The 20,991-nt window shown below is 72.5% G+C and carries 20 protein-coding genes; 6 read left to right on the forward strand and 14 right to left on the reverse strand.

Features of this window, described 5'->3' with window-relative positions; translation table 11 throughout:
- Positions 1 to 135: 135 nt before the first annotated feature.
- From ACS3YM_RS16590 to ACS3YM_RS16605, 4 genes are all read right to left on the reverse strand, one after another.
- Positions 136 to 1,686: a hypothetical protein gene (locus ACS3YM_RS16590; protein ID WP_439937536.1), complete on the reverse strand. Its 1,551-nt coding sequence runs from the start codon at positions 1,684 to 1,686 to the stop codon at positions 136 to 138.
- A complete protein-coding gene (locus ACS3YM_RS16595) occupies positions 1,670 to 2,368 on the reverse strand; it encodes an ABC transporter ATP-binding protein (protein WP_439937537.1) in 699 nt (232 codons plus the stop codon). Before ACS3YM_RS16595 ends, ACS3YM_RS16590 begins: the two co-directional genes overlap by 17 nt.
- Before the next feature lie 152 nt (positions 2,369 to 2,520).
- The gene (locus tag ACS3YM_RS16600) at positions 2,521 to 4,743 is read right to left on the reverse strand and encodes a 3-hydroxyacyl-CoA dehydrogenase NAD-binding domain-containing protein (protein WP_439937538.1); all 2,223 of its coding nucleotides are present in this window, start codon (positions 4,741 to 4,743) and stop codon (positions 2,521 to 2,523) included.
- A gap of 18 nt (positions 4,744 to 4,761) precedes the next feature.
- Entirely contained in the window at positions 4,762 to 5,973 is a 1,212-nt protein-coding gene (locus ACS3YM_RS16605) for an acetyl-CoA C-acetyltransferase (RefSeq protein WP_439937539.1), read from the reverse strand.
- Between the two features lie 91 nt (positions 5,974 to 6,064).
- Here ACS3YM_RS16605 and ACS3YM_RS16610 point away from each other — a divergent pair, with 91 nt between their 5' ends.
- Positions 6,065 to 6,673 carry a helix-turn-helix domain-containing protein gene (locus ACS3YM_RS16610; protein ID WP_439937540.1) on the forward strand — a complete coding sequence of 203 codons (609 nt, stop codon included), beginning with the start codon at positions 6,065 to 6,067 and terminating at the stop codon, positions 6,671 to 6,673.
- A gap of 10 nt (positions 6,674 to 6,683) precedes the next feature.
- Here ACS3YM_RS16610 and ACS3YM_RS16615 read toward each other — a convergent pair whose 3' ends face one another.
- Both ACS3YM_RS16615 and ACS3YM_RS16620 read right to left on the reverse strand, forming a co-directional pair.
- A complete protein-coding gene (locus ACS3YM_RS16615) occupies positions 6,684 to 7,436 on the reverse strand; it encodes a 2-keto-4-pentenoate hydratase (protein ID WP_439937541.1) in 753 nt (250 codons plus the stop codon).
- Positions 7,436 to 8,617, reverse strand: coding sequence for a luciferase domain-containing protein (locus ACS3YM_RS16620; protein WP_439937542.1), 1,182 nt, complete (start codon positions 8,615 to 8,617; stop codon positions 7,436 to 7,438). Before ACS3YM_RS16620 ends, ACS3YM_RS16615 begins: the two co-directional genes overlap by 1 nt.
- Positions 8,618 to 8,782: 165 nt before the next feature.
- On the opposite strand from ACS3YM_RS16620, the gene ACS3YM_RS16625 reads away from it, so the two are divergent.
- Both ACS3YM_RS16625 and ACS3YM_RS16630 read left to right on the forward strand, forming a co-directional pair.
- Complete coding sequence (locus ACS3YM_RS16625) at positions 8,783 to 10,105, forward strand: cation:proton antiporter (protein WP_439937543.1); 1,323 nt, start codon at positions 8,783 to 8,785, stop codon at positions 10,103 to 10,105.
- A gap of 36 nt (positions 10,106 to 10,141) precedes the next feature.
- Entirely contained in the window at positions 10,142 to 11,059 is a 918-nt protein-coding gene (locus ACS3YM_RS16630) for an NAD(P)H-binding protein (protein WP_439937544.1), read from the forward strand.
- Here the strand turns inward: ACS3YM_RS16630 and ACS3YM_RS16635 are convergent.
- The 4 genes from ACS3YM_RS16635 to ACS3YM_RS16650 all read right to left on the reverse strand — a co-directional run bounded on the left by ACS3YM_RS16635 (position 11,039) and on the right by ACS3YM_RS16650 (position 15,100).
- Positions 11,039 to 11,728 carry a lysostaphin resistance A-like protein gene (locus ACS3YM_RS16635; RefSeq protein WP_439937545.1) on the reverse strand — a complete coding sequence of 230 codons (690 nt, stop codon included), beginning with the start codon at positions 11,726 to 11,728 and terminating at the stop codon, positions 11,039 to 11,041. The genes ACS3YM_RS16630 and ACS3YM_RS16635 overlap by 21 nt on opposite strands.
- A 9-nt stretch (positions 11,729 to 11,737) precedes the next feature.
- Positions 11,738 to 12,814 (reverse strand): LLM class flavin-dependent oxidoreductase, encoded by a 1,077-nt coding sequence (locus ACS3YM_RS16640; RefSeq protein ID WP_439937546.1) that lies wholly within the window; start codon positions 12,812 to 12,814, stop codon positions 11,738 to 11,740.
- Between the two features lie 171 nt (positions 12,815 to 12,985).
- Positions 12,986 to 14,494, reverse strand: a complete 1,509-nt coding sequence (locus tag ACS3YM_RS16645) for a DEAD/DEAH box helicase (protein WP_439937547.1) — start codon at positions 14,492 to 14,494, stop codon at positions 12,986 to 12,988.
- Positions 14,495 to 14,692: 198 nt separating this feature from the next.
- A complete protein-coding gene (locus ACS3YM_RS16650; protein ID WP_439937548.1) occupies positions 14,693 to 15,100 on the reverse strand; it encodes an ArsI/CadI family heavy metal resistance metalloenzyme in 408 nt (135 codons plus the stop codon).
- 81 nt (positions 15,101 to 15,181) lie between these two features.
- On the opposite strand from ACS3YM_RS16650, the gene ACS3YM_RS16655 reads away from it, so the two are divergent.
- From ACS3YM_RS16655 to ACS3YM_RS16665, 3 genes are read left to right on the forward strand one after another with little or no spacing between them, the layout of a single operon-like run.
- Positions 15,182 to 15,538, forward strand: a complete 357-nt coding sequence (locus tag ACS3YM_RS16655) for a metalloregulator ArsR/SmtB family transcription factor (RefSeq protein ID WP_439937549.1) — start codon at positions 15,182 to 15,184, stop codon at positions 15,536 to 15,538.
- Entirely contained in the window at positions 15,535 to 16,218 is a 684-nt protein-coding gene (locus ACS3YM_RS16660; RefSeq protein ID WP_439937550.1) for an aquaporin, read from the forward strand. The genes ACS3YM_RS16655 and ACS3YM_RS16660 overlap by 4 nt, the downstream gene beginning before the upstream one ends.
- Before the next feature lie 4 nt (positions 16,219 to 16,222).
- Positions 16,223 to 16,621: an arsenate reductase ArsC gene (locus ACS3YM_RS16665; protein WP_439937551.1), complete on the forward strand. Its 399-nt coding sequence runs from the start codon at positions 16,223 to 16,225 to the stop codon at positions 16,619 to 16,621.
- A gap of 32 nt (positions 16,622 to 16,653) precedes the next feature.
- Here ACS3YM_RS16665 and ACS3YM_RS16670 read toward each other — a convergent pair whose 3' ends face one another.
- Genes ACS3YM_RS16670 through ACS3YM_RS16685 form a run of 4 tightly spaced genes read right to left on the reverse strand, consistent with a single transcriptional unit; the run spans position 16,654 to position 20,966 of the window.
- The gene (locus ACS3YM_RS16670; protein ID WP_439937552.1) at positions 16,654 to 17,688 is read right to left on the reverse strand and encodes a LacI family DNA-binding transcriptional regulator; all 1,035 of its coding nucleotides are present in this window, start codon (positions 17,686 to 17,688) and stop codon (positions 16,654 to 16,656) included.
- A gap of 10 nt (positions 17,689 to 17,698) precedes the next feature.
- Positions 17,699 to 19,165, reverse strand: a complete 1,467-nt coding sequence (locus tag ACS3YM_RS16675) for a GH1 family beta-glucosidase (RefSeq protein WP_439937553.1) — start codon at positions 19,163 to 19,165, stop codon at positions 17,699 to 17,701.
- Entirely contained in the window at positions 19,162 to 19,980 is an 819-nt protein-coding gene (locus tag ACS3YM_RS16680; RefSeq protein ID WP_439937554.1) for a carbohydrate ABC transporter permease, read from the reverse strand. Before ACS3YM_RS16680 ends, ACS3YM_RS16675 begins: the two co-directional genes overlap by 4 nt.
- Entirely contained in the window at positions 19,980 to 20,966 is a 987-nt protein-coding gene (locus tag ACS3YM_RS16685) for a carbohydrate ABC transporter permease (protein WP_439937555.1), read from the reverse strand. The genes ACS3YM_RS16680 and ACS3YM_RS16685 overlap by 1 nt, the downstream gene beginning before the upstream one ends.
- Between the last annotated feature and the right edge of the window lie 25 nt (positions 20,967 to 20,991).

The following is a 20,991-nucleotide window of genomic DNA, read 5'->3' on the forward strand; positions in this document are numbered from 1 at the left end:
ATGTATACCACGTATGCATCGCGGCGGCCCCTTTGGTTTCCCCGCTGATGCGGGGACATTGGAACTTCTGGGGGTTTGCACGCCCGCAGAAGTTCGGGTTTCCCCGCATAGGCGGGGAAACCGCAGAAGTCCGGGTCAGACGGCAGCGACGGTGAGCACGACCCGGGCGCGCTCGGCGGGGGTGAGCCAGCGGCGGCGGGCGCGGAGCAGCTTCCGGGTCGACCAGGCGAGGAACGGCACGGCGACCGCGAGGGGCAGCCAGGCCCACGGCATGACGGCGACGCCGGTGAAGAGCATGCCCGTCAGCGTCGTGACGAGGGAGAGCTTGCCGGCGTACGCCGCCATCGCGCCGTGGGGAGCCGGCGTCGCGCGCGGCGAGGAGAGGTCGACGGAGTAGGGCGAGCGGATCGACCAGGTCATCACGATCGCGAGCACCTGGACGAGCACGACCAGCCAGCACGCCAGCACCGCGACGCCCGTGACGAGCGGCGGCGGGCCGTTGCGCAGCAGCGCGAGCACGACGGTCACGCCCGAGACGACGGCCATGCACTCGGCGACGACGAGGGCGCGTACGTCGAACACGTCGGCGTCGGAGACCGGGAGGGTCTCGCGCCAGACCATGCCCTTGCCGTCGAGGCACCAGGCGTTCACCCCGAAGAGCAGCGCGGCACCGCTGGCGGTCAGCCCGGGCAGCAACATGACCGAGCTCCACTCCAGGCCCGCCACGAGCGCGATCAGCCCGGGGCCGAGACCGAGGACCAGCAGGCCGCGGCGCATGCCGACCGAGCGCCAGACCGACCCGCGGTCGAGACGGCGCAGCAGCGCACGGTCCGGGGAGCCCCAGCGCGGCTCGGGCACGTGCCGCGCCTCGTGCACGCCGGACTGGACGCGCAGCTCCTCGCGGGGAGGCTGGCCGAGGGCCCAGCGCGCGGGCAGCGCGCCCAGGAGGACGGCGCCGACGGCGAGGACGAGCAGCACGGCCGCCGCCAGGGGCCACCGGGCGGTCTGCATCGTGTCGGCCAGCCAGGTCGTCGGCAGGGACCGGACCAGAGGCACCAGCAGCCCGGCGAGGTGGAGGACGGCGAGGACGGCGACGACCAGGCCGGACGCGACCCGCACGACGACGACGCCGTGGGTGGTCCGGCGTACGCCCTCGACCGCCCACCCGACCGCCTGCCCGACGGCGGTGGCCGCGAGCACCCAGGCGAGCACCACCAGGTGCGCGCCGAGGAGCCGGCCGGGCCCGGTGACGAGGGCGGTGACGGCCAGCAGGCCCCAGAGCTGGACGAGCCACGCGAGGTTGAGGGGTGCGAGCACGAGGGCGCCGAGGTGCTCGGTGACCGGGCTGATCGGGTGGATCGCCGACTCGCTGCGCGACATCAGCTCCCGCCCGCCGCCGCTGCCCATCGCGGCGCTGATCGCCAGCAGCAGGAACCCCACGAACGCCGCGCCGAGGTTGCCCTGCAACGAGCCGACCGCCCGGTCCAGGGCCGGCGACCCGACGGCATCCACGTCGACGGTGGCCGGGCCCAGCGCGAAGCCTGCGGTGAGCGCGAGGACGACGACCAGCCCGAGGAGGGCGGCACCGCGTCGGCGTACGGTCCGCGCGCGGAAGGCCACCAGGTGGCCGGTGTCGCGGACGGCATCGAGCCAGCCGCTGCGCCGGACCTCAGTCGAGGAGCGCACGGTAGGCCTCGCCGGTGAGCTCGGCCGCCTGCATCTCGGCGACCCGGTTGCCGCCGCGCAGCACGATGGCCGTGCCGCACGCCTCGAGCGCGAGGTCGCGCAGGTGGGTGGAGAGCAGGACGCAGGCGCCGCGGGCGCGCGCGTCGGCCACCACGTCGAGAGTGGCCTCGACGCCGAGCGGGTCGACGCCGTCGAAGGGCTCGTCGAGCAGCAGCACGGACGGTTCGTGGAGGGCGGCCAGCACGACGCTGAGCCGCCGGCTCATGCCGTGGCTGAAGCCGCCGACGACCCGGTGCGCGACGTCGCCGAGCTCGAAGCGCTCCAGAAGGTCGCGGCCGCGCTCCTCCCAGGCGTCCATCCGCCGCAGCCGGGCGCTGAGCTGCAGGTGCTCCCACGGCGTCGCGCGCGGGACCAGCCCGCCGACGTCGGGGCAGTAGCCCACCACCCGCTTCACACCGAGCGCGTCGGCGGCCGCGTCGTGCCCGGCGACGCTGACCTCGCCGGCCGTCGGCGGGACGACGCCCGCGAGCACCTTCATGGTGGTCGACTTGCCGGCCCCGTTGCGCCCGAGCAGCGCCGTCGCCCGGCCGCTGTGGGCGGTGAGGTCGACACCCGAGACGGCCTCGACGTCACCGAAGCGGACGTGGAGGTCGCGTACGACGACGGCGGGGGTCAGGGTCACCGACCCATCCTCCCCGAGTCGGCGCATCCGCACACGCGAATCGATCGGGCACCTCCTCGCGCTGAGATGCACTGACCGGGCACTTCCTCGCGGTCGCAGCGCGAGGAAGTGCCCGGTCGGCGTCGTGCAGCGCGAGGAAGTGCCCGGTCGGGTCAGGCGGGGAAGGACTCGCCCTTCGCCGCCATCTCGCGGAGGTACGCCGTCGGGCGGAAGCGCTCGCCGTAGGCGTCGGCCAGCTCGTCGGCGCGGGCCAGGAAGGCGTCCAGCCCGACCGGGCCGACCCCGTGGCCGGTCTCGTCGAGCGCCTGCCAGCCGGTCATGAACTGGGCCGCGCCGCCGGTGAGCGCCGGGAAGCCGATGCCCATGATCGAGCCGATGTTGGCCGCGGCGGCCGAGGTGATCACGCCCTCCTCGAAGCACTTCGCGGTCTCGAGCGCCTCGACGAAGAGCATCCGGTCGCGGATGTCGCGGATCGGGATCTGCTGCTCGGCGACGGGGAACGTCTCGGCGAGCCCGGGCCACAACGTCGTACGCCGCCCGTTGTCGTCGTAGTCGTAGAAGCCGGCGCCCTTGAGCCGCGACGGACGGCCGAGGCCGATCATCGTGGAGATGACCTCGCCGGCCGGGTAGTCGCCCAGGTCGATGCCCTCGCGCGCGGCGGCGTCCTCGGTCGCCTTGCGGATCTTGGCCATCAGCTCCATGTTGAGCTCGTCGCTGATCTGGAGCGGTCCGACCGGGAAGCCGGCCGACGTCGCGGCGCGCTCCAGCGAGACCGGGTGCACGCCCTCGCCGAGCATCGCGAGGCCCTCGTTGATCTGGGTGCCGATGACGCGCGAGGTGTAGAAGCCGCGGGAGTCGTTGACCACGATCGGCGTCTTGCGGATCTGCTGGACGACGTCGTACGCCTTGGCGAGCGCGACGTCGGAGGTCTCCGCGCCGCGGATGATCTCGACGAGCGGCATCTTGTCGACGGGACTGAAGAAGTGCAGGCCGATGAAGTCGGCCGGGCGGTCGATGCCGGTCGCGAGCTCGGTGATCGGCAGGGTGGAGGTGTTGGAGCACAGCAGCGCGTCGTCGTCGACGTACGGCGCCACCTCGGCGAACACCTTCGCCTTGAGCGTCGGGTCCTCGAAGACGGCCTCGATGACCAGGTCGCAGCCGGCGACGTCCGCAGGGTCAGCCGTCGCGGTGATCCGGCCGAGCAGCTCGTCGGCCTTGTCCTGCGTGATCTTGCCGCGCTCGACGCCCTTGGCGTTGAGCTTGGCGGTGTAGGCCTTGCCCTTCTCGGCCGCCTCGACGGAGACGTCCTTGAGCACGACCTGCATCCCCGCGCGGGCGCACGAGTAGGCGATGCCGGCGCCCATCATCCCGGCGCCGAGGACGCCGACCTTGGTGGCCTGCCAGCGCTCGACGCCCTGCGGGCGCAGCGAGCCGGAGTTGATCGCCTGGAGGTCGAAGAAGAACGCCTGGATCATGTTCTTGGCCTGCTGGTTGACCACCAGGTTGGTGAAGTAGCGACTCTCGATGCGCGACGCGGTGTCGAAGTCGACCTGCGCGCCCTCGACCGCAGCGCTCATGATCGCGCGCGGCGCCTGGTAGACCGCACCCTTGGTCTGCTTGCGCAGCAGGGCCGGGAACGCCGGCAGGAACTGCGCGAGGGCCGGGGTCTTCGGGGTGCCGCCGGGCATCTTGTAGCCCGCACGGTCCCACGGGTTCTTCGCCGCGTCCTCGTCGTCGCGGTGCCCCATGACCCACGCCCTCGCGGCGGGCAGGAGCTCCTCGCGGGTCGGCACCACCGCGTCGATGAGGCCCTTGGCGAGCGCGCCCTGCGGGTCGAACTGCGTGCCGGGCATCAGCACGTCCATCAGCGCGGACTGCAGCCCCAGCATGCGTACGACGCGGGTCACCCCGCCGCCGCCGGGCAGCAGGCCGAGCGTCGACTCGGGCAGGCCGATCTTGACCGAGCGGTCGTCGACGGCGATGCGGTGGTTGGCCGCGAGCGCGATCTCGAGGCCACCACCGAGGGCGGCGCCGTTGATCGCCGCGACGACCGGGCGCGGGTAGGTCTCGAGCTTGCGGAGGCTGGCCTTGACGGCCTCGCCCATCGCGAAGATCTCGTCGGCGTCCTCGGGGGTCGCCTTGACCATGCTCTTGAGGTCGCCGCCGGCGAAGAAGGTCTTCTTGGCGCTGGCCAGGACGACGCCGGTGACGTCCTCCTGCTCGTCGTACAGCCGCTGGACAGCTGCCTCCATGGACGACTGGTAGAGCTCGTTCATGGTGTTGGCGCTGGACGTCGGGTCGTCGAGGGTCAGGGTGACGATGCCGTCGGCGTCGCGGTCGTAGCGGACGGCCGTCTGGGTCTCGGTGGTGCTCATGCTGTGGGTGTCTCCTTCTCAGACGAGCTCGACGATGGTGGCGATGCCCATGCCGCCGCCGACGCAGAGCGTGGCGAGGCCGCGCTTCTGGTCGCGGCGGGCGAGCTCGTCGATCAGCGTGCCGAGGATCATCGCGCCGGTGGCGCCGAGGGGGTGGCCCATCGCGATGGCGCCGCCGTTGACGTTGGTGATGTCGTGGCTGATGCCCATGTCGCGCATGAAGCGCATGGCGACGGCGGCGAAGGCCTCGTTGATCTCGAACAGGTCGATGTCCTCGACCTCGAGGCCGGCCCGGGCGAGCGCCTTGCGGGCGGCCGGGGCCGGTCCGGTCAGCATGATCGTCGGGTCGGCGCCGGAGACGGCGGTCGAGATGATGCGCGCCCGCGGCGTCAGCCCGAGCGACGTGCCGACCTCCTCGGTGCCGATCGCCATCACGGCCGCGCCGTCGACGATGCCCGAGGAGTTGCCGGCGTGGTGGACGTGGTCGATCGCGGGGATCCAGTGGTACTTCTCGAGCGCGACGTCGTCGAAGCCGGCGTCGCGACCGATCTGGGCGAACGACGGCTTGAGGCCGGCGAGGCCCTCGACGGAGGTGTCGGGCCGGACGGTCTCGTCGCGGTCGAGCACGGTCACGCCGCTGAGGTCCTTGACCGGGATGACCGCGTCGTCGAAGTAGCCGTTGGCCCATGCCTTGGCGGCGCGGTGGTGCGACTCGGCGGCGTACGCGTCCACGTCGGCGCGGCTCCAGCCCTCGATCGTGGCGATGAGGTCAGCGCCGATGCCCTGCGGCACGAAGCCGGTCTCCAGCGCGGTGGCCGGGTCCATCGCCCAGGCGCCGCCGTCGCTGCCCATCGGCACGCGGCTCATCGACTCCACGCCACCGGCGATGATGAGGTCCTCGAAGCCCGAGCGCACCCGGCCGGCGGCCTGGTTGACGGCCTCGAGGCCGGAGGCGCAGAAGCGGTTCAGCTGCACGCCGGCCACGGTCTCGGGATAGCCGGCCTTGAGGGCGGCGGTCTTGGCGATGTCGCCGCCCTGGTCGCCGATCGGGGTCACGACGCCGAGCACGACGTCGTCGACGCGCGCGGTGTCCAGGGTGGGGTTGCGGGTCTTGAGCTCGTCGAGGAGTCCGACGACCAGGTCCACCGGCTTCACCTCGTGCAGCGAGCCGACGGCCTTGCCGCGGCCGCGAGGTGTGCGGATGTGGTCGTAGACGAATGCTTCTGCCATGTGGGCGATTGTGACACCATTACTGTCACAGTCCAACAGGTGTGTCCGGCGTCACTCGGGGCTGGCGGCCGCGGACGAGAGGATGGGTGGCGTGACGACCGAGGCGGGGAGCGAGCAGGAGGGCGAGCTGCTGACGCTCGACGAGCTGACCGAGCGCACCGGCGTGAGCGCGCGCAACGTGCGCTTCTACGCCTCGCGCGGCCTCGTCCCCTCACCCGTGCGCCGCGGCCGCTCGGGCTACTACGGCCCCGACCACGTCGCCCGGCTCGAGCTGGTGCGCGAGCTCCAGGGCCATGGCTTCACGCTGTCGGCGATCGAGAAGTACGTCGAGGCCATCCCCGAGTCCGCCAGCCCGTCCGACATCGCCCGCCACCTCTCCCTGCTGACGCCGGTCACCGGCGACCGCGACGTCGACGTGCCCGGCGGGCTCTCCGGGATGGGCATCTCGCCCGAGGCGGCGGAGGCCGTCGCCGAGGTCTACGCCGAGCACGGCCGGCAGGTCGCCCACGAGCTCTCCGAGATCGTGCGCACCATGGTCTGGCCGCAGTTCCGCGAGGCCGGCTACACCGCCGAGCAGCTGCGCGAGTTCATCCACCGGCTCAAGCCGCTCACGATCGCCGGCCTCGTCACCGCCTACGAGCAGGCGATCGACGAGTCGGCAGCAGAGTCCGCGGACCGGCGTACGACGACGCGGGGCTGACCCGCCTGGGTCAGGCGTCGAGAGCGGCGGTGCCGAGCCCGGCGACCTCGACCTCGAACCGTCGATGGCCCCGCAGCGGCACCGCGTCGGTCATCGCGCCGGCGAGCACGACGGAGCCGGCGCCCAGGCTCTCACCCCGCTCAGCGAGGTGCCGGGACAGGTGCACGATCGCCAGCAGCGGGTCGCCCAGGATCGCGGCGGGTGTGGTCGTGGCGACCGGCTCGCCGTCGACCAGCCAGCGTGCCTCGGCCTCACGCAGGTCCGGCACGTCGCGCAGGGGCACCCACTCGCCGAGCACGAAGCCCGCCGCGCTGGTGTTGTCGGCGAGCACGTCGGCGAGACGGAAGCGGTAGTCGGTCCACCTCGAGTCGAGGACCTCGAGGGCGGGTGCCACGGCATCGACGACGTCCCCGACCTGCTCCAGCGTGAGCTCCCGCGACAGGTCGGTGCCGAGCCGGAAGGCGACCTCCGGCTCGACACGCGGCTGCGCCAGCGTCGACAGGTCGACGTCGGTCATCGCGTCGGTGAGGAAGCCGACGATGGGCTGGTGCACGCCCATCGTCTGCTGCTTGGGCGCGCTGGTGAGGCCGAGCTTGGCGCCGACCACCCGCTCGCCCGCGGCCAGGCGGGTCGCGCGGTCCACGGCCTGGGCGGCGTACCCCCACTGCTCGTCGAGGTCGGGGTGGGTGTCGGTGAGGCGGACGAGCGTACGACGCCCGGCGCGCGCCGCGCGGAGCAGCTCGGCCGCCTCCTCCGGGCGCATCACAGGCGACCGTGGGCGTAGCGGTGGGACGCCTCGACGATGCCGGCGACGACGTCGAGCTCGGCCTCGTCGCGCGGCCCGTAGACCATCACGAAGCCCGGCGCGAGGCGGACTCCGGCCCACATGTGGCTCTGTGCCCAGCCCCGGGCGATGGCGTCGCCGGCGAGGTCGAGCGGGAGCGCCACGTGGAGCGAGCCGTCGTGCTCGGGGTGCAGGTGGGCGAACTCCTTGACCTCGGCGACCAGGAACGCGTCGTCGGGACCTTGCGCGTCCGGCGCGACGAAGCCGCGGGCGCCGGGGACGGAGATCATCGACGGGCCGCTGGCGACGCCGTCGAGCCGGGAGAGGCGCTCGAAGAGGCGCTCCTGGAGGTCGTGCGGCGAGGTGTCGCTCAGCTGGCTCTGGGGGATCCGGAAGTGCACCTGCGGGCGCTCGCCTGCGCGCTGCGGCAGCCTGCCGCCGGCGAGGGTGGGCCACGAGACACTCTCGGCCAGGCCGACCGGCCCTGCGCCACGGTGCTCGAGCCAGGCGAGGCGGTGGCCCAGCCAGTCGGCGAGCTCGGCGGCGGTGCCCTGGGTGAGTCCGTGGCCGCCGGGGTCGCGCCGGGCCGACGGGGCGGCACCGGAGGCGCCGAGGAGGTAGGACCAGGTGCGGGCGAGGAGCTCGGCGGGGATGACGTGGTCCTGGTCGCCCTGGGCGACGAACACCGGAAGTCCCGTGAGCCGTCCGGCCTCGACCGGGACGCCGGCGTCCTCGAAGGGCAGCGTGCCGTAGAGGATTGCGGCGCCGGCGTAGCGCGCCGGGTCGCTCAGCAGCAGGCCACCGGCGAACGCCGCGCCCCCGCTGAAGCCGGCGAGCACGACCGGGCGACCGGCCGGCGCGACCTCGTCGAGCCACGTGCGGAACCACGCCATCGTCTCGGCCAGGCTCTCGGCGACCGGACGCCCGATGCCCCGGTTGGCGAACCAGGCGAAGCCACCGCCCTCGGCGATCGGCGCGCGCACGGCGACGTACGACGGTCCCTCCGGCAGGTGCGGGGCCAGCCCGATGATGTCGGCCTCGCTCGAGCCGCGGCCGTGCAGCAGCACGACGAGGGGGCGGCTCGGGTCGTCCTGGCCGGACGCCCAGGCCACGACGGGCCGGTCGAAGGTCGCCTGGAAGGGGGTGGTGGGGGTGGTCATGGGGTGCTCACTTCCGTCGGGCTCACATATTAGTTGAAGGTTGAACTAATCACCACCTCGCGGCATTCCCCGCCCATCCGGGTGGCCCGACGCGACACGACGGTGGGTGCGCTGGGACCGTGGTCGGGTGCACCTTGCCGCGACGACCCACGAGGCAGCGACCCGATGACCGGGGCCGCGGTCTACCTCATCCTGGGCCTGGCCCTGCTGCTCGCCACGGTGCTGCCGCAGGTCACCCGGCGCATCGCGCTGTCGCCGCCGATGGTGCTCGTCGGGATGGGCATGCTGATCGGCCTGCTGCCCCTCGCCGACGGCACGAGCCTCGAGCCGCAGGACCACCGCGAGCTCCTCACGCACCTCACCGAGTTCACCGTGCTGGTCGCACTCATGGGCGTCGGGCTCGCCATCGACCGCGTCCTCGACCTGCGGTCGTGGCAGTCGTGGCGCACCTGGTCGCCCGTGTGGCGGCTGCTCCTGGTGACGATGCCGCTCACCATCCTCGGCACCGCACTGCTCGGCTGGTGGGTGGCCGGGCTTGCTCCCGCCGTCGCGCTGCTCCTGGGCGCCGTGCTCGCCCCGACGGACCCGGTGCTGGCCTCCGACGTCCAGGTCGGCGAGCCACTCACCGAGGACATCGACGATCCCGACGACGAGGAGGGCCCGCGCGAGGACGACGACATCCGGTTCGCCCTGACCGCGGAGGCCGGGCTCAACGACGGCCTGGCATTCCCGTTCGTGCACCTCGCCCTGCTCCTGCTGGCGGGCGGCTTCGCGGTGGCCGACGCCGGCGCCTGGGTCGGGTGGTACGTCCTGGGCAAGATCGCGGTCGGTGTCGCCGTGGGCCTCGCCGCCGGGTGGCTGCTGGGCCGGCAGGCGTTCCACGCCCGCAGCGACAAGCTGCGCCTGGCCGAGCAGGGCGAGCCGTTGCTGGCACTGGCCGCGCTGCTGGCGTCGTACGGCGCCGCGGAGCTGGTCGGGGGCTACGGCTTCCTCGCGGTCTTCGTGTGCGCGACCCGGCTGCGCGCCTCCGAGCGCGGCCACTCCTACCACCGCGACATGCACGCGGTCGTCGAGCGCCTCGAGCGGCTGATGACGCTGCTCGTCCTCCTCCTCCTCGGCATGAGCATGACGCGCGGACTGCTCGAGCACCTCGACTGGCGCGGCATCCTCATCGCCCTGGCGCTGGTGCTCGTGGTCCGGCCCGTGACGGGGTACGTCGCCCTGGCGGTCCTCGCGCGCGACGAGCGCAGCGAGGGCGGGCTCGACCGCGGCGAGAAGGCCGCCGTGGCGTTCTTCGGGGTCCGCGGCGTCGGGTCGCTGTACTACCTCGGCTACGCCACCAGCCACGAGCACGTGCCTGACGAGCCGTGGCTGTGGTCGACCGTGGCCTTCACCGTGATCGTCTCGGTGCTGCTGCACGGCGTGACGGCGACGCCCGCGATGACTCGCCTCGACGCGCGCCGGGACCAGCCTGCCCCCGAAGGATGAGGCCGCCGGCTGGGCCGGGCTGACAGCATGGGGCCCATGGCCACCGTCCTCGTCACCGGCGCCACCGGCTTCATCGGCCGCCGGCTCGTCCCCGCCCTCCTCGACGCTGGGCACGACGTCCGCGCCATGACGCGGCACCCGGAGTCGTACGACGGACCGGGCGAGGCGGTCGGCGCCGACGTGATGGACGCCGACTCCCTGCGACCGGCGCTCGAGGGCGTCGACGTCGCGGTCTACCTCGTGCACTCGCTCGACGACCCCGACTTCGAGCGCAAGGACGCCGAGGCGGCCCGCAACTTCAGCGCCGCGGCGGCCGCAGCCGGCGTGCGCCAGATCGTCTACATGGGCGGACTGGGAGACGACGCCGACGACCTGTCCGCGCACCTGCGCTCGCGCCGTGAGGTCGAGCACCTGCTCGGCCAGGACGGCGTACCCGTCACCGTGCTGCGCGCCGCGATCGTGGTCGGCCACGGCGGCATCTCGTGGGAGATCACCCGCCAGCTGGTCAAGAACCTCCCGGCGATGGTGGTGCCCAAGTGGGTCAGCACGCGCACCCAGCCGATCGCGCTCGATGACGTGGTCCGCTACCTCGCGGGGGTCGTCGGCAAGGAGGAGGCCCTCGGCCGGGTCTTCGAGATCGGCGGCACGGAGCAGCTGACCTACCTGGAGATGATGCGTGTCGCGGGAGAGCTCATCAACGGCCGCCCCGTCCCGATCGTCACCGTGCCGGTCCTCACGCCGCGGCTGTCCTCGCGCTGGCTCGCGCTCGTCACGGACGTCGACGCCACGACCGGGCGCAACCTGATCGACTCGATGTCGCACGAGGTGGTCGTCAAGGACACCTCGATCCGCGAGGTCGTGCCCGGCGAGCCGATGTCCTACCGCGAGTCCGTGCGCCGCGCGCTGGCCGAGCGCGAAGCGGCGGGCCAGGCGTCAGGCGAAGAGCAGCGGTAGCAGGAAGAGCATCGAGAGCGACCACGTGATGTGGGTCAGGATCGGCGCGAGGATGCCGCCGCTGGCCCGCCGCTCCAGGCCGCAGACCGCGCCGAGCAGGATCGCGGCGAAGGCGAGCATCACGTTGCCCGTCGCGAGCGTGGCCACGACGTAGGCCACCGTCGTCCAGAGGACCGGGTGCCGCGGGATCGCCGCATACATCGCACCCCGGAAGAACAGCTCCTCGGCGATGCCGTTGAAGAAGGTGATGATCGCGAGCGCGGTGAGCGACCCCTCGTCGGCGTACTCCAGCACCGAGCTGACGTAGGTCGCCAGCGGGTCGATCTCGCGCACCACGAGGGCGCCGAGGACGAACAGCCCGACCAGCAGCAGACCGAGCAGGATGGGCGCGAGGATGGGCCGGATGAACACCTCCCCGCCGCCCGCGATCCGGCCGAGGTGCAGCCGTCCCGACAAGAAGGCGCCCGCCGCCCACACCCCGGCCAGCACGATCGCCGCGACGTAGAAGGTGTTGCCGCCGGGCTCGAGGCGCAGCGACCAGCCGAGCACGCCGGCGCCGACGAGCACCACGATCGCGGCCACGACCTGCCGCCGCCGGAAGGCGGCGGCGGAGTCGCGCTGGTCGCGCGGGACCACGTCCCACAACGACCGCCGGATGAAGGTGCGCATGCCCTCAGACTATGAGTCGGCCATGAGCTCGCGGACGCGCGGGATGACTTCCTCGCCGTAGAGCCGGATCGACTCCAGGCGCTGCTCGTGCGGCAGCGCGCCGACGGAGTACTTCAGCTGGAAGCGGGAGAGCCCCAGCGTTCGCGCGGCCCAGGCGATCTTCTGCGCGACCGTCTCGGGCGAGCCGACGAAGAGCGCGCCCTGCGGTGCGGCGCTCTGCTCGAAGGCGATCCGGCTGTAGGGCGGCCAGCCGCGCTCGCGGCCCAGCCGGGTCACCAGCTCCGCCTGGTGCGGGAAGAGCTGCTCGCGCGCCGCCTCGTCCGTCGCGGCGACGTGGCCCGGCGAGTGCATGCCGATGGGCAGCTCGGGCAGGCCGAGCTGGCCGAGGGCGTCGCGGTAGAGGTCGGCGAGCGGGACGAAGGCCGCCGGGGAGCCACCGATCACGGCGAGCATCAGCGGCATGCCGTAGCGCGCAGCCCGTACGACGGACTGGGGCGTGCCGCCGACGCCGATCCAGGCCGGGACCTTGCCCGCGGCCGTCGTCGGGTAGACCTGCTGGTCGGTGAGCGGCGTGCGGAAGGTGCCCTCCCACGTCACCGGCCGCTCGTGCTGGAGCGCGGCGAAGAGGTCGAGCTTCTCGTCGAAGAGCCGGTCGTAGTCGGCGAGGTCGAGGCCGAAGAGGCCGAACGACTCGATGAACGAGCCGCGGCCCAGCTGCACCTCGGCGCGACCGTTCGAGACGGCGTCGAGGGTGGCGAACCGCTCGTAGACCCGGATCGGGTCGTCGGAGGACAGCACGGTGACGCCGGTGCCGAGCCGGATCCGCTCCGTGCGACCCGCGATCGCGGCCAGCACGACGTCGGGTGCGGAGATCGCGTAGTCGGGTCGGTGGTGCTCGCCGAGGCCGATGTAGTCGACGCCGACCCGGTCGGCGAGCACGGCCTCCTCGACGACCTGGCGCAGGGTCTCGGCGTGGTTGCCGGGAGCCGCGTCGAGGGGCGCGTCACCGAACGTGTCGAGGCCGAGCGAGAGGTACTCGCGCGTGCCGAGCACGGAGTGGTCGAATGCCTGCACGGGGTCTGTCATCGCTGCCTCCGAATTGGTTGAAGGATGAACCATCGCGTGCGCTGAATGATTCCGGCCCCGAACGCGCTTCAGCGATCCCCGGCTGACCGGGGATCGCTGAAGTTGTCAGGCCTTGCACGGGCCGACATGTTCAGGGATCCCCGGCTGACCGGGGATTCCTGGAGGGGTCGATCAGCGGCCGCCGCTGAACGACGCCGCGCTGTGACCGCCGCTGCGCTGGCCGCCACCCTGGCCACCGCCGGAGCGACGACGACGGTTGCCGCCACCGCCGCCCTGTCCGGACGGGCCGGACGGACCGCCCTGGCCGCCACCGGAACGACGACGCTGACCGCCGCCGCCGTTGGAGCCGCCACCGCCACCACCAGGGGTCTCGCTGGTGTAGCTGGTCGGGTTGCCCCGACGCGACTGGCCGTTGGTCTGGCCGCTCTTGCGGGCGCGCTTGCGCTGTGCGTTGGCGCCCGTCGAGCGGCCGCCGCCACCGGAGGCGGGAGCCTCGACGACGAGGCCGCCGGGCACGAGGGTCCGCTCGCCCGGCGCGAGCTGCACGAGCACCGGGTGGTCGGGGCCGTGGACCTTGGTGGTGGTCGGCTTGATGCCGGCCTGACGGGTCAGGTCGCGCACGTCGCGCTGCTGCTCGTCGGTCATCAGGGTGATCACGGTGCCCTCGTTGCCGGCACGCGCCGTACGACCGGAGCGGTGCAGGTAGGCCTTGTGCTCGACCGGCGGGTCGGCGTGGACGACCAGTGCGACGTCGTCGACGTGGATGCCGCGCGCGGCGATGTCGGTCGCGACCAGCGTGGTGGCGTGGCCCGCGTGGAAGGCCTCCATGTTGCGGGTGCGTGCGTTCTGCGACAGGTTGCCGTGCAGCTCCACGCTGGGCACGCCGCTCTTGTTGAGCTGGCGGGCCAGCGCCTTGGCGCCGTACTTGGTGCGGGTGAACACGACGGTGCGTCCCGGGGCGCTGGTGAGGTCGACCAGCACCGGCACCCGCTGCTCGCGGGTCAGGTGCAGCACGTGGTGGTGCATGGTGGCGACCGGCGACTGCGCCGAGTCGGCCTCGTGCGTGACCGGGTTGGCGAGGAACCGCTTGACCAGGACGTCGATCGCCTTGTCCAGCGTGGCCGAGAACAGCAGGCGCTGACCCGACTGCGGGGTCTTGTCCATGATGCGGCGCACGCCGGGCAGGAAGCCCAGGTCGGCCATGTGGTCGGCCTCGTCGAGGACGGTGATCTCGACCGCGGACAGGTCGGCGTGGCCCTGGCCCATGAGGTCCTCGAGACGACCGGGGCAGGCGATGACGACGTCGACGCCCTTCTTGAGCGCGGTGACCTGCGGGCCCTGGCCGACGCCGCCGTAGACGACGACGGTCGAGAGGCCGGTGGCCTTGGCCAGGGGCGCGAGCGAGGCGTGGATCTGGCCGACCAGCTCGCGGGTCGGGGCGAGGATCAGTGCACGCGGCTTGCGCGGCATCGCCGGCAGCTTGCTCGCGTCGAGGCGGGCGACCAGCGGGAGCAGGAAGCCGTACGTCTTGCCGGAGCCGGTGCGGCCACGGCCGAGGACGTCGCGGCCGGCGAGGCTGTCGGGCAGCGTCGCGGCCTGGATGGGAGTGGGAGTCGTGATGCCCTGCTGCTCCAGGATCTGGGCGAGCGAGGACGGGACGCCGAGGTCGGCGAAGTTCATGTGAATGCTTTCGGTTGGCGTCTCGCCACCGTGAGCCACGCTTCTGTGATGTGCGCGGCGTACGTGCCTCAGGAGATGAGGAAGGGTGCCGCGTGAGCGGCGACCTGCGCCCGGGGCAAGACCGGCCGGGCGTCTGAGGTGTCAACGCTAGTGGGACGGGTGGTGTTCCGGCGAATCCACCGCGCTGTGAGAACCGCCTCAGGCGCAGCAGACCGCGTCGGTCGTGGCCGGCTCGACCGGGGCGTCGTCGGTGATCGTGTAGACCTCCCAGCGCTCGCCGTCGGGCGTGCCCTGCACCCAGAACTTGTCCTGCTTGGCGTAGCAGCAGGTCGTGTCGCGCTCCTCCGTGGTGGCGAAGCCGGCCGCTGCCAGACGGGTGAGCTCCGCGTCGACGGTGTCCACGTCGTCCACCTCGACCCCGAGGTGGTTGACGCTCCCGCCCTGACCGGCGTTCTCGATGAGCACGAGCTTCAGCGGCGGCTGGGCGACGGCGAAGTTGGCGTAGCCCGGGCGCACCTTGTGGGGCTCGGTGCCGAAGAGGGTCGAGTAGAAGGCGATCGACGTCTCGAGGTCGTCGACGTTGAGGGCGAGCTGCAGGCGGGACATGGTGGTGCTCCTTCGGGGACATTGATGGGTGTCGATGTCTTGAGTTTGCACACAGACATAGACATCTGTCAATATTGATGGGTGTCGAAGTCCCAGTTGACCCTCACCCCCGTCGAGACGGCCGCCTGCTGCTCCCCGCTGCTGCGCGAGCCGCTGTCGCTCGAGCAGGCAGAGCGCGTGGCTCCCCTGCTGAAGGCGCTCGCCGACCCGGTCCGACTGCGCCTGGTCTCGATCGTCGCGGCCAGCGAGGGCGGCGAGGCGTGCGTGTGCGACCTCAACGACGCCTTCGACCTGTCCCAGCCCACGATCAGCCACCACCTCAAGGTGCTGCACGAGGCCGGGCTCCTGGACCGCACCAAGCGCGGCGTGTGGGTCTACTACGCCGTACGCCGTGAGGTGCTCGCCGACGTCGCCGCGCTCATCGGCGGGCGCGAGTGACGCCGACCCTGCGGGCGCGCGTCACGGCCGAGCTCGTCGGCACCGCGCTCCTCGTCGCCACCGTGGTCGGCTCCGGCGTGATGGCCACGCGGCTCACCGACGACGTCGCCCTCCAGCTGCTCGCCAACAGCCTCGCCACGGGCGCGGTGCTGGTGGCCCTCATCGTCTCGCTGCAACCGGTCTCGGCGGCCTTCAACCCCGTCGTCACCCTCGCCGAGGTCGTCCTGCGGCTGGTGACGCCGAAGGCCGCTGGCGCCCTCGTCGCCGCCCAGGTGGTCGGCGGGGCGCTGGGCGCCGTGATCGCCAACCTGATGTTCGACCTCGATGCCGTCAGCATCGCGACCCGCGAGCGCACCGGCTCCGGGCTGTGGCTCGGCGAGGTCGTGGCGACCCTCGGGCTGCTGCTCGTCGTCTTCGGCTGCGCCCGCGCCGGGCGTACGGACGCGATCGCGTGGGCCGTCGCCGGCTGGATCGTCGCGGCCTACTGGTTCACCTCCTCGACCAGCTTCGCCAACCCCGCGGTCACGATCGCCCGCACCCTGTCCGACTCCTTCGCCGGCATCAGCCCGACGTCGGTGCCGATGTTCGTCCTCATGCAGGTCGTCGGCGGCGGACTCGCCGTCGCGCTCCTGCGGCTGCTGCACCCGACCCCCTCGCCCCTGGAGGCTCCCCTTGACTGACGCCATGACCGACACCCCCACCGTCCTCTTCGTCTGCGTGCACAACGCCGGGCGCTCTCAGATGGCTGCCGGATGGCTGCGCCACCTGGCGGGCGACCGCGTCGAGGTCCTGTCCGCCGGCTCCGCGCCCGCCGAGGGCATCAACCCGGTCGCTGTCGAGGCGATGGCCGAGGTCGGCATCGACATCGCCGGCCAGCAGCCCAAGCTGCTCAGCGACGCGGCCGTGCAGTCCTCCGACGTCGTCATCACGATGGGCTGCGGTGACGCGTGCCCGTTCTACCCCGGCACGCGCTACGAGGACTGGGCCCTCGAGGACCCGGCCGGTCAGGGCATCGACGCGGTGCGACCGATCCGCGACGAGATCCGCCGCCGGGTCGAGGAGCTCATCGACTCCCTGGCCTGAGGTGATCGAGCAGCCCGAGGGCGTACCGAGATTCAGGCGCTCTCGCGTCGCACCAGCGTCGGCGGGATGATCAGCCGCATCGGGTGCGCGTCGGCGGCCGAGTCGACCCGCTCGAGCAGGAGCCGGGTGGCGCGCTCGGCCATCTCCTCCACCGGCTGGCGCACCGTGGTCAGGGGCGGCGTGGTCCGCTCGGCGACCCCGAGGTCGTCGAAGCCCACGACCGCGATGTCGTCCGGCACCCGGCGCCCCAGCTCGGCCAGCACCCGCATCGCGCCGGCGGCCATGAGGTCGGAGGCGACGACGAGTCCGTCGAGGTCGGGGTGGCGCTGCATGAGGGCACGGGCGGCGACCTCGCCGCTGGCCTCGGTGAAGTCGCCGTGCTCGACGGCGTCGGCCGGCAGCCCTGCGGCGGCCATCGCCTGCCGCCAGCCGGTCAGCCGGTCCTCGGCCGCCGTCATGTCGGACGGCCCGGCGATGGTGCCGATGCGGGTGCAGCCGCGCGCGAGGAGCACCTCGGTGGCCTCGCGCTCGCCGGCGACGTTGTCGACGTCGACGTAGGCGACCCGGTCGCCACCGGTCCACGGCCGGCCGCCGAAGACGCAGGGCAGGCCGATGTCAGCGAGGTGCTCGGCGAGCCGGTCGTCGCGGTGGTGGGAGGTGACGAGGGCGCCGTCGACGTGGCGGTTGGTCAGGTAGCGCAGCGTCCGCGCGGTCGACGCTCCCGGGCGCGCCAGCAGCAGCACCAGCTGGATGTCGCGCTCGGTGAGCACCCGGTTGACGCCGCGGAGCGTGCCGGCGAAGAACGGGTCGGAGAAGACCCGGTCGTCGGGCTCGGGCACGACCACCGCGATCGAGTCCGTGCGCCGGGTGACCAGGCTGCGGGCCGCCGGGTTGGGGACGTAGCCCAGGCTCCGCACGGCGGTGTCGACCGCGGACTGCGCGCGGGCGCTGACCCGCTGGCCGCCGTTGATCGCCCGCGAGGCCGTGGCGCGCGAGACGCCGGCCACCCGCGCGACCTCGTCGAGGGTCGGCTGCCCGGTCCCCGGGGCGGTGCGCGGTGTGGTCACCCGCCTCACGCTAGTCGGCCGTCGGGTCGGGCGAGTGCAGGATCCCGGACCTGGCGAGGTCGGCGTACCAGTGCGCGCTCGACTTCGGCGTGCGCTCCTGGGTCTCGTAGTCGACGTAGACGAGCCCGAAGCGCTTGGCGTAGCCGAAGGCCCACTCGAAGTTGTCGCAGAACGACCACTGGAAGAAGCCCCGCACGTCGACGCCCTCGTCGATCGCCCGGTGCACCGCGCGCAGGTAGGAGTCGAGGAACGCGATCCGGTCCGGGTCGTGCACCGCGCCGTCGGCGTCGGGCCGGTCGGCGAACGCGGCACCGGTCTCGGTGAGGTAGATCGGGAGGTGCGGGTAGTCGTCGTGGAGCCGGCGCAGCAGGCGGTGCAGCCCGTCGGGCTGGATCTCCCACCCCATGTCGGTGACGGGCAGGCCGCGGCTCGGGAAGGTGACGTGCTCGGAGCCCACGAAGGGCGACAGCGAGACCCGGTCGGGGTGGTCGGCGCCGATCCCGACGACGTCGGTGCGCGGGTGCCCCGAGACCTCGTTGCCGTGGTAGTAGTTCACGCCCAGCACGTCGATCGGCGCGGAGATCGTCGCCAGGTCGCCGTCGCGCAGGACGTCGGTCCAGGGCGCGCCCTGCCAGGTCAGGTCGGCGGTGTCCTCGAGCAGGTCGGCCGGGTAGCTGCCGGTGAGGACCGGGTCGAGGAACAGCCGGTTGTGCAGCGCGTCGATCCGGCGTGCGGCGTCGACGTCCACCGGGTCGCCCGGGTCGCTCGGGTCCGGCACCGTGAGGTTGAGGCTCAGCCCCAGCCGGTCCGCACCGCGGTTGCGGAGCTCCTCGGTCGCCATCCCGTGGGCGAGCAGCAGGTGGTGGGCCGCGACCAGGCCGGCCGCGCCCTCCTGCCGACCCGGGGCGTGGTGGCCCGCGGTGTAGCCGAGGAAGGCCGAGCACCACGGCTCGTTGAGGGTCGTCCAGGTGGGGACGCGGTCGCCGAGCGCGTCGTGCACGGCGAGGGCGTGGTCGACGAACCGGTGGGCGGTGTCGCGGTTGGTCCAGCCGCCCGCGTCCTCGAGCACCTGCGGCAGGTCCCAGTGGTAGAGCGTCAGCCACGGGGCGATGCCCCTGCCCAGCAGCTCGTCGACGAGTCGGTCGTAGAACGCCAGCCCGGCCGGGTTGACCGCCCCGGCGTCGGGTCGTACGCGCGGCCAGGCCACCGAGAAGCGGTAGGACGTCGCGCCGAGGTCGGCCATGAGGGCCACGTCGGCAGGCATCCGGTGGTAGTGGTCGCACGCGACGTCGCCGGTGTCGCCGCCCAGCACGGCACCCGGGATGCGGGAGAACGTGTCCCAGATCGACGGCGTACGTCCGTCCTCGGCCACGGCGCCCTCGATCTGGTAGGACGCGGTGGCCATCCCCCAGACGAAGTCGGACGGGAAACCGACCGTGGGGACCGGGGTCTTCGCGGTCGTGCTCTGCACGCTCATCCCTTGACTGCTCCTTGCATGATGCCGGCGACCATCTGGCGGCCGGTGAGGACGAAGAGGACCAGCAGCGGCACCGTCGCGAGCGTCGCGCCGGCGAGCACCAGGCTGTAGTCGACGTAGTAGCCGCTCTGCAGCTGCTGGAGGGCGATCTGGACGGTCGGGTTGCTGGCGGGCAGCACGATCAGCGGCCAGAAGAAGTCGGTCCAGGTGGCCATGAAGGTGAACAGCCACAGGATGCCGGCGGCCGGCCGCGCCGCGGGCACGGCGACGTTCCAGAAGGTCCTGAAGAGCGAGCACCCGTCGACGCGGGCGGCGTCGATGAGCTCGTCGGGCACGGCGTCGAGGAGGTACTGCCGCATGAAGAAGACGCCGAACGCGGTGACCATGCCGGGCACGATCAGGGCCCACAGCGACCCCACCCAGCCGAGCTTGGCCATCACGATGAACAGCGGGATCACGCCCAGCTGCGTCGGCACGGCCAGGGTCGCGACCACGAACACCAGCAGCGGCGTACGTCCGCGGAACGCCAGCTTGGCGAAGGCGAAGCCGGCGAGGGTGGAGAAGAAGACCACCGACGTCGCGACGGTGCCGGACACGACGAGGCTGTTGGCGAGCGCCTTCCAGAACGGTACGGCGTCGATGGCGCGCTGGGCGTTGTCCCAGAAGTGGCCGCCGGGGAGCAGCGGCGGCACCCGCTTGGTCAGCACCTCGCGGCTGTGCGAGCCCACCAGGAACGACCAATAGAGCGGGGCGCACGAGCCGAGCACGAAGGCGGTCAGCAGGCCGTAGACGAGGAATCCGGGGCGACGTTCCATCAGGCACCTCCTCGCAGGGCGCCGGCGCGGCGGCTGAGGAACAGGTTGATCCCGGCGAAGACCACGATGATCAGGAAGAGCAGCCACGCCACGGCGGAGGCCATGCCGAGGTCGCGGACCCGCCAGCCGAGCTCCCAGAGGTACATCGTGAGCGTCTGGTACTGCCGGTCGGAGCCGCCGAGGCCCTGGGTGTCGAAGAGCCGCGGCTCCGCGAAGATCTGGAGCCCGCCGATCGTCGAGGTGATGACCACGAAGAGCAGGGTGGGCCGGATCATCGGCACCGTCATCGAGACGAACTGCCGGACCCGTCCGGCGCCGTCGAGGGCGGCCGACTCGTAGACGTCGCGCGGCACCGCCTGCATGGCGGCCAGGAGGATCAGCGCGTTGTAGCCGGTCCAGCGCCAGTTGACCATCGACGCGATCGCCAGGTGGCTGGCGAGGGTGTCGACGTGCCAGCGGACCGCGTCGAGCCCGATGCCCTGCAGCACCTCGTTGACCAGGCCGTAGCGGTCGCCGAAGACGTTGCCGAAGATCAGCGCGACCGCGGCCGGTGCGACCACGAAGGGCAGCAGCACGCTCATCCGCCAGAGCGTGCGGCCGCGCAGCTGCGTGTCGAGCAGCCCGGCGAGCACGAGGGCGATGAGGACCTGCGGCACCGACGACAGCACGAAGATGCTGAACGTGTTGCACAGGGCGTTCCAGAAGTAGCGGTCCTCCAGGACCCGGCGGTAGTTGTCGAGGCCGGTGAAGTCGCCCTGGCCGGACAGCAGGCCCCAGTCGTGCACCGAGACCCAGGCCGTGTAGCCGAGGGGGAACATCCCGACCAGGAGGAACAGCAGGAAGAACGGGGAGATGAAGACGTACGGCGTCACCTTGACGTCGAGCTGCGACAGGCGCACCCGCCATGCGGACCGTGGCCGGCCCGGACCGTCGCGCCGCGCCCCGGTCGGGGACGCCAGGTCACTGGCGTCCCCGACCGGCTTCACGGCAGTGGAACCCGCCTCCATCGCT

The sequence above is a fragment of the Nocardioides sp. N13(2025) genome (assembly GCF_051912545.1).
In the GTDB taxonomy this organism is placed as follows: Bacteria; Actinomycetota; Actinomycetes; order Propionibacteriales; family Nocardioidaceae; genus Nocardioides.

What these genes read in the sequence shown, in the direction of transcription:
- ACS3YM_RS16600 (WP_439937538.1), bottom strand. Translation starts at nt 4,743, where the DNA reads ATGAGCACCACCGAGACCCAGACGGCCGTCCGCTACGACCGCGACGCC.
- ACS3YM_RS16605 (WP_439937539.1), bottom strand. Translation starts at nt 5,973, where the DNA reads ATGGCAGAAGCATTCGTCTACGACCACATCCGCACACCTCGCGGCCGC.
- ACS3YM_RS16615 (WP_439937541.1), bottom strand. Translation starts at nt 7,436, where the DNA reads ATGCGCCCGGAGGAGGCGGCCGAGCTGCTCCGCGCGGCGCGCGCCGGG.
- ACS3YM_RS16620 (WP_439937542.1), bottom strand. Translation starts at nt 8,617, where the DNA reads ATGACCACCCCCACCACCCCCTTCCAGGCGACCTTCGACCGGCCCGTC.
- ACS3YM_RS16625 (WP_439937543.1), top strand. Translation starts at nt 8,783, where the DNA reads ATGACCGGGGCCGCGGTCTACCTCATCCTGGGCCTGGCCCTGCTGCTC.
- ACS3YM_RS16630 (WP_439937544.1), top strand. Translation starts at nt 10,142, where the DNA reads ATGGCCACCGTCCTCGTCACCGGCGCCACCGGCTTCATCGGCCGCCGG.
- ACS3YM_RS16635 (WP_439937545.1), bottom strand. Translation starts at nt 11,728, where the DNA reads ATGCGCACCTTCATCCGGCGGTCGTTGTGGGACGTGGTCCCGCGCGAC.
- ACS3YM_RS16640 (WP_439937546.1), bottom strand. Translation starts at nt 12,814, where the DNA reads ATGACAGACCCCGTGCAGGCATTCGACCACTCCGTGCTCGGCACGCGC.
- ACS3YM_RS16645 (WP_439937547.1), bottom strand. Translation starts at nt 14,494, where the DNA reads ATGAACTTCGCCGACCTCGGCGTCCCGTCCTCGCTCGCCCAGATCCTG.
- ACS3YM_RS16650 (WP_439937548.1), bottom strand. Translation starts at nt 15,100, where the DNA reads ATGTCCCGCCTGCAGCTCGCCCTCAACGTCGACGACCTCGAGACGTCG.
- ACS3YM_RS16665 (WP_439937551.1), top strand. Translation starts at nt 16,223, where the DNA reads ATGACCGACACCCCCACCGTCCTCTTCGTCTGCGTGCACAACGCCGGG.
- ACS3YM_RS16675 (WP_439937553.1), bottom strand. Translation starts at nt 19,165, where the DNA reads ATGAGCGTGCAGAGCACGACCGCGAAGACCCCGGTCCCCACGGTCGGT.
- ACS3YM_RS16680 (WP_439937554.1), bottom strand. Translation starts at nt 19,980, where the DNA reads ATGGAACGTCGCCCCGGATTCCTCGTCTACGGCCTGCTGACCGCCTTC.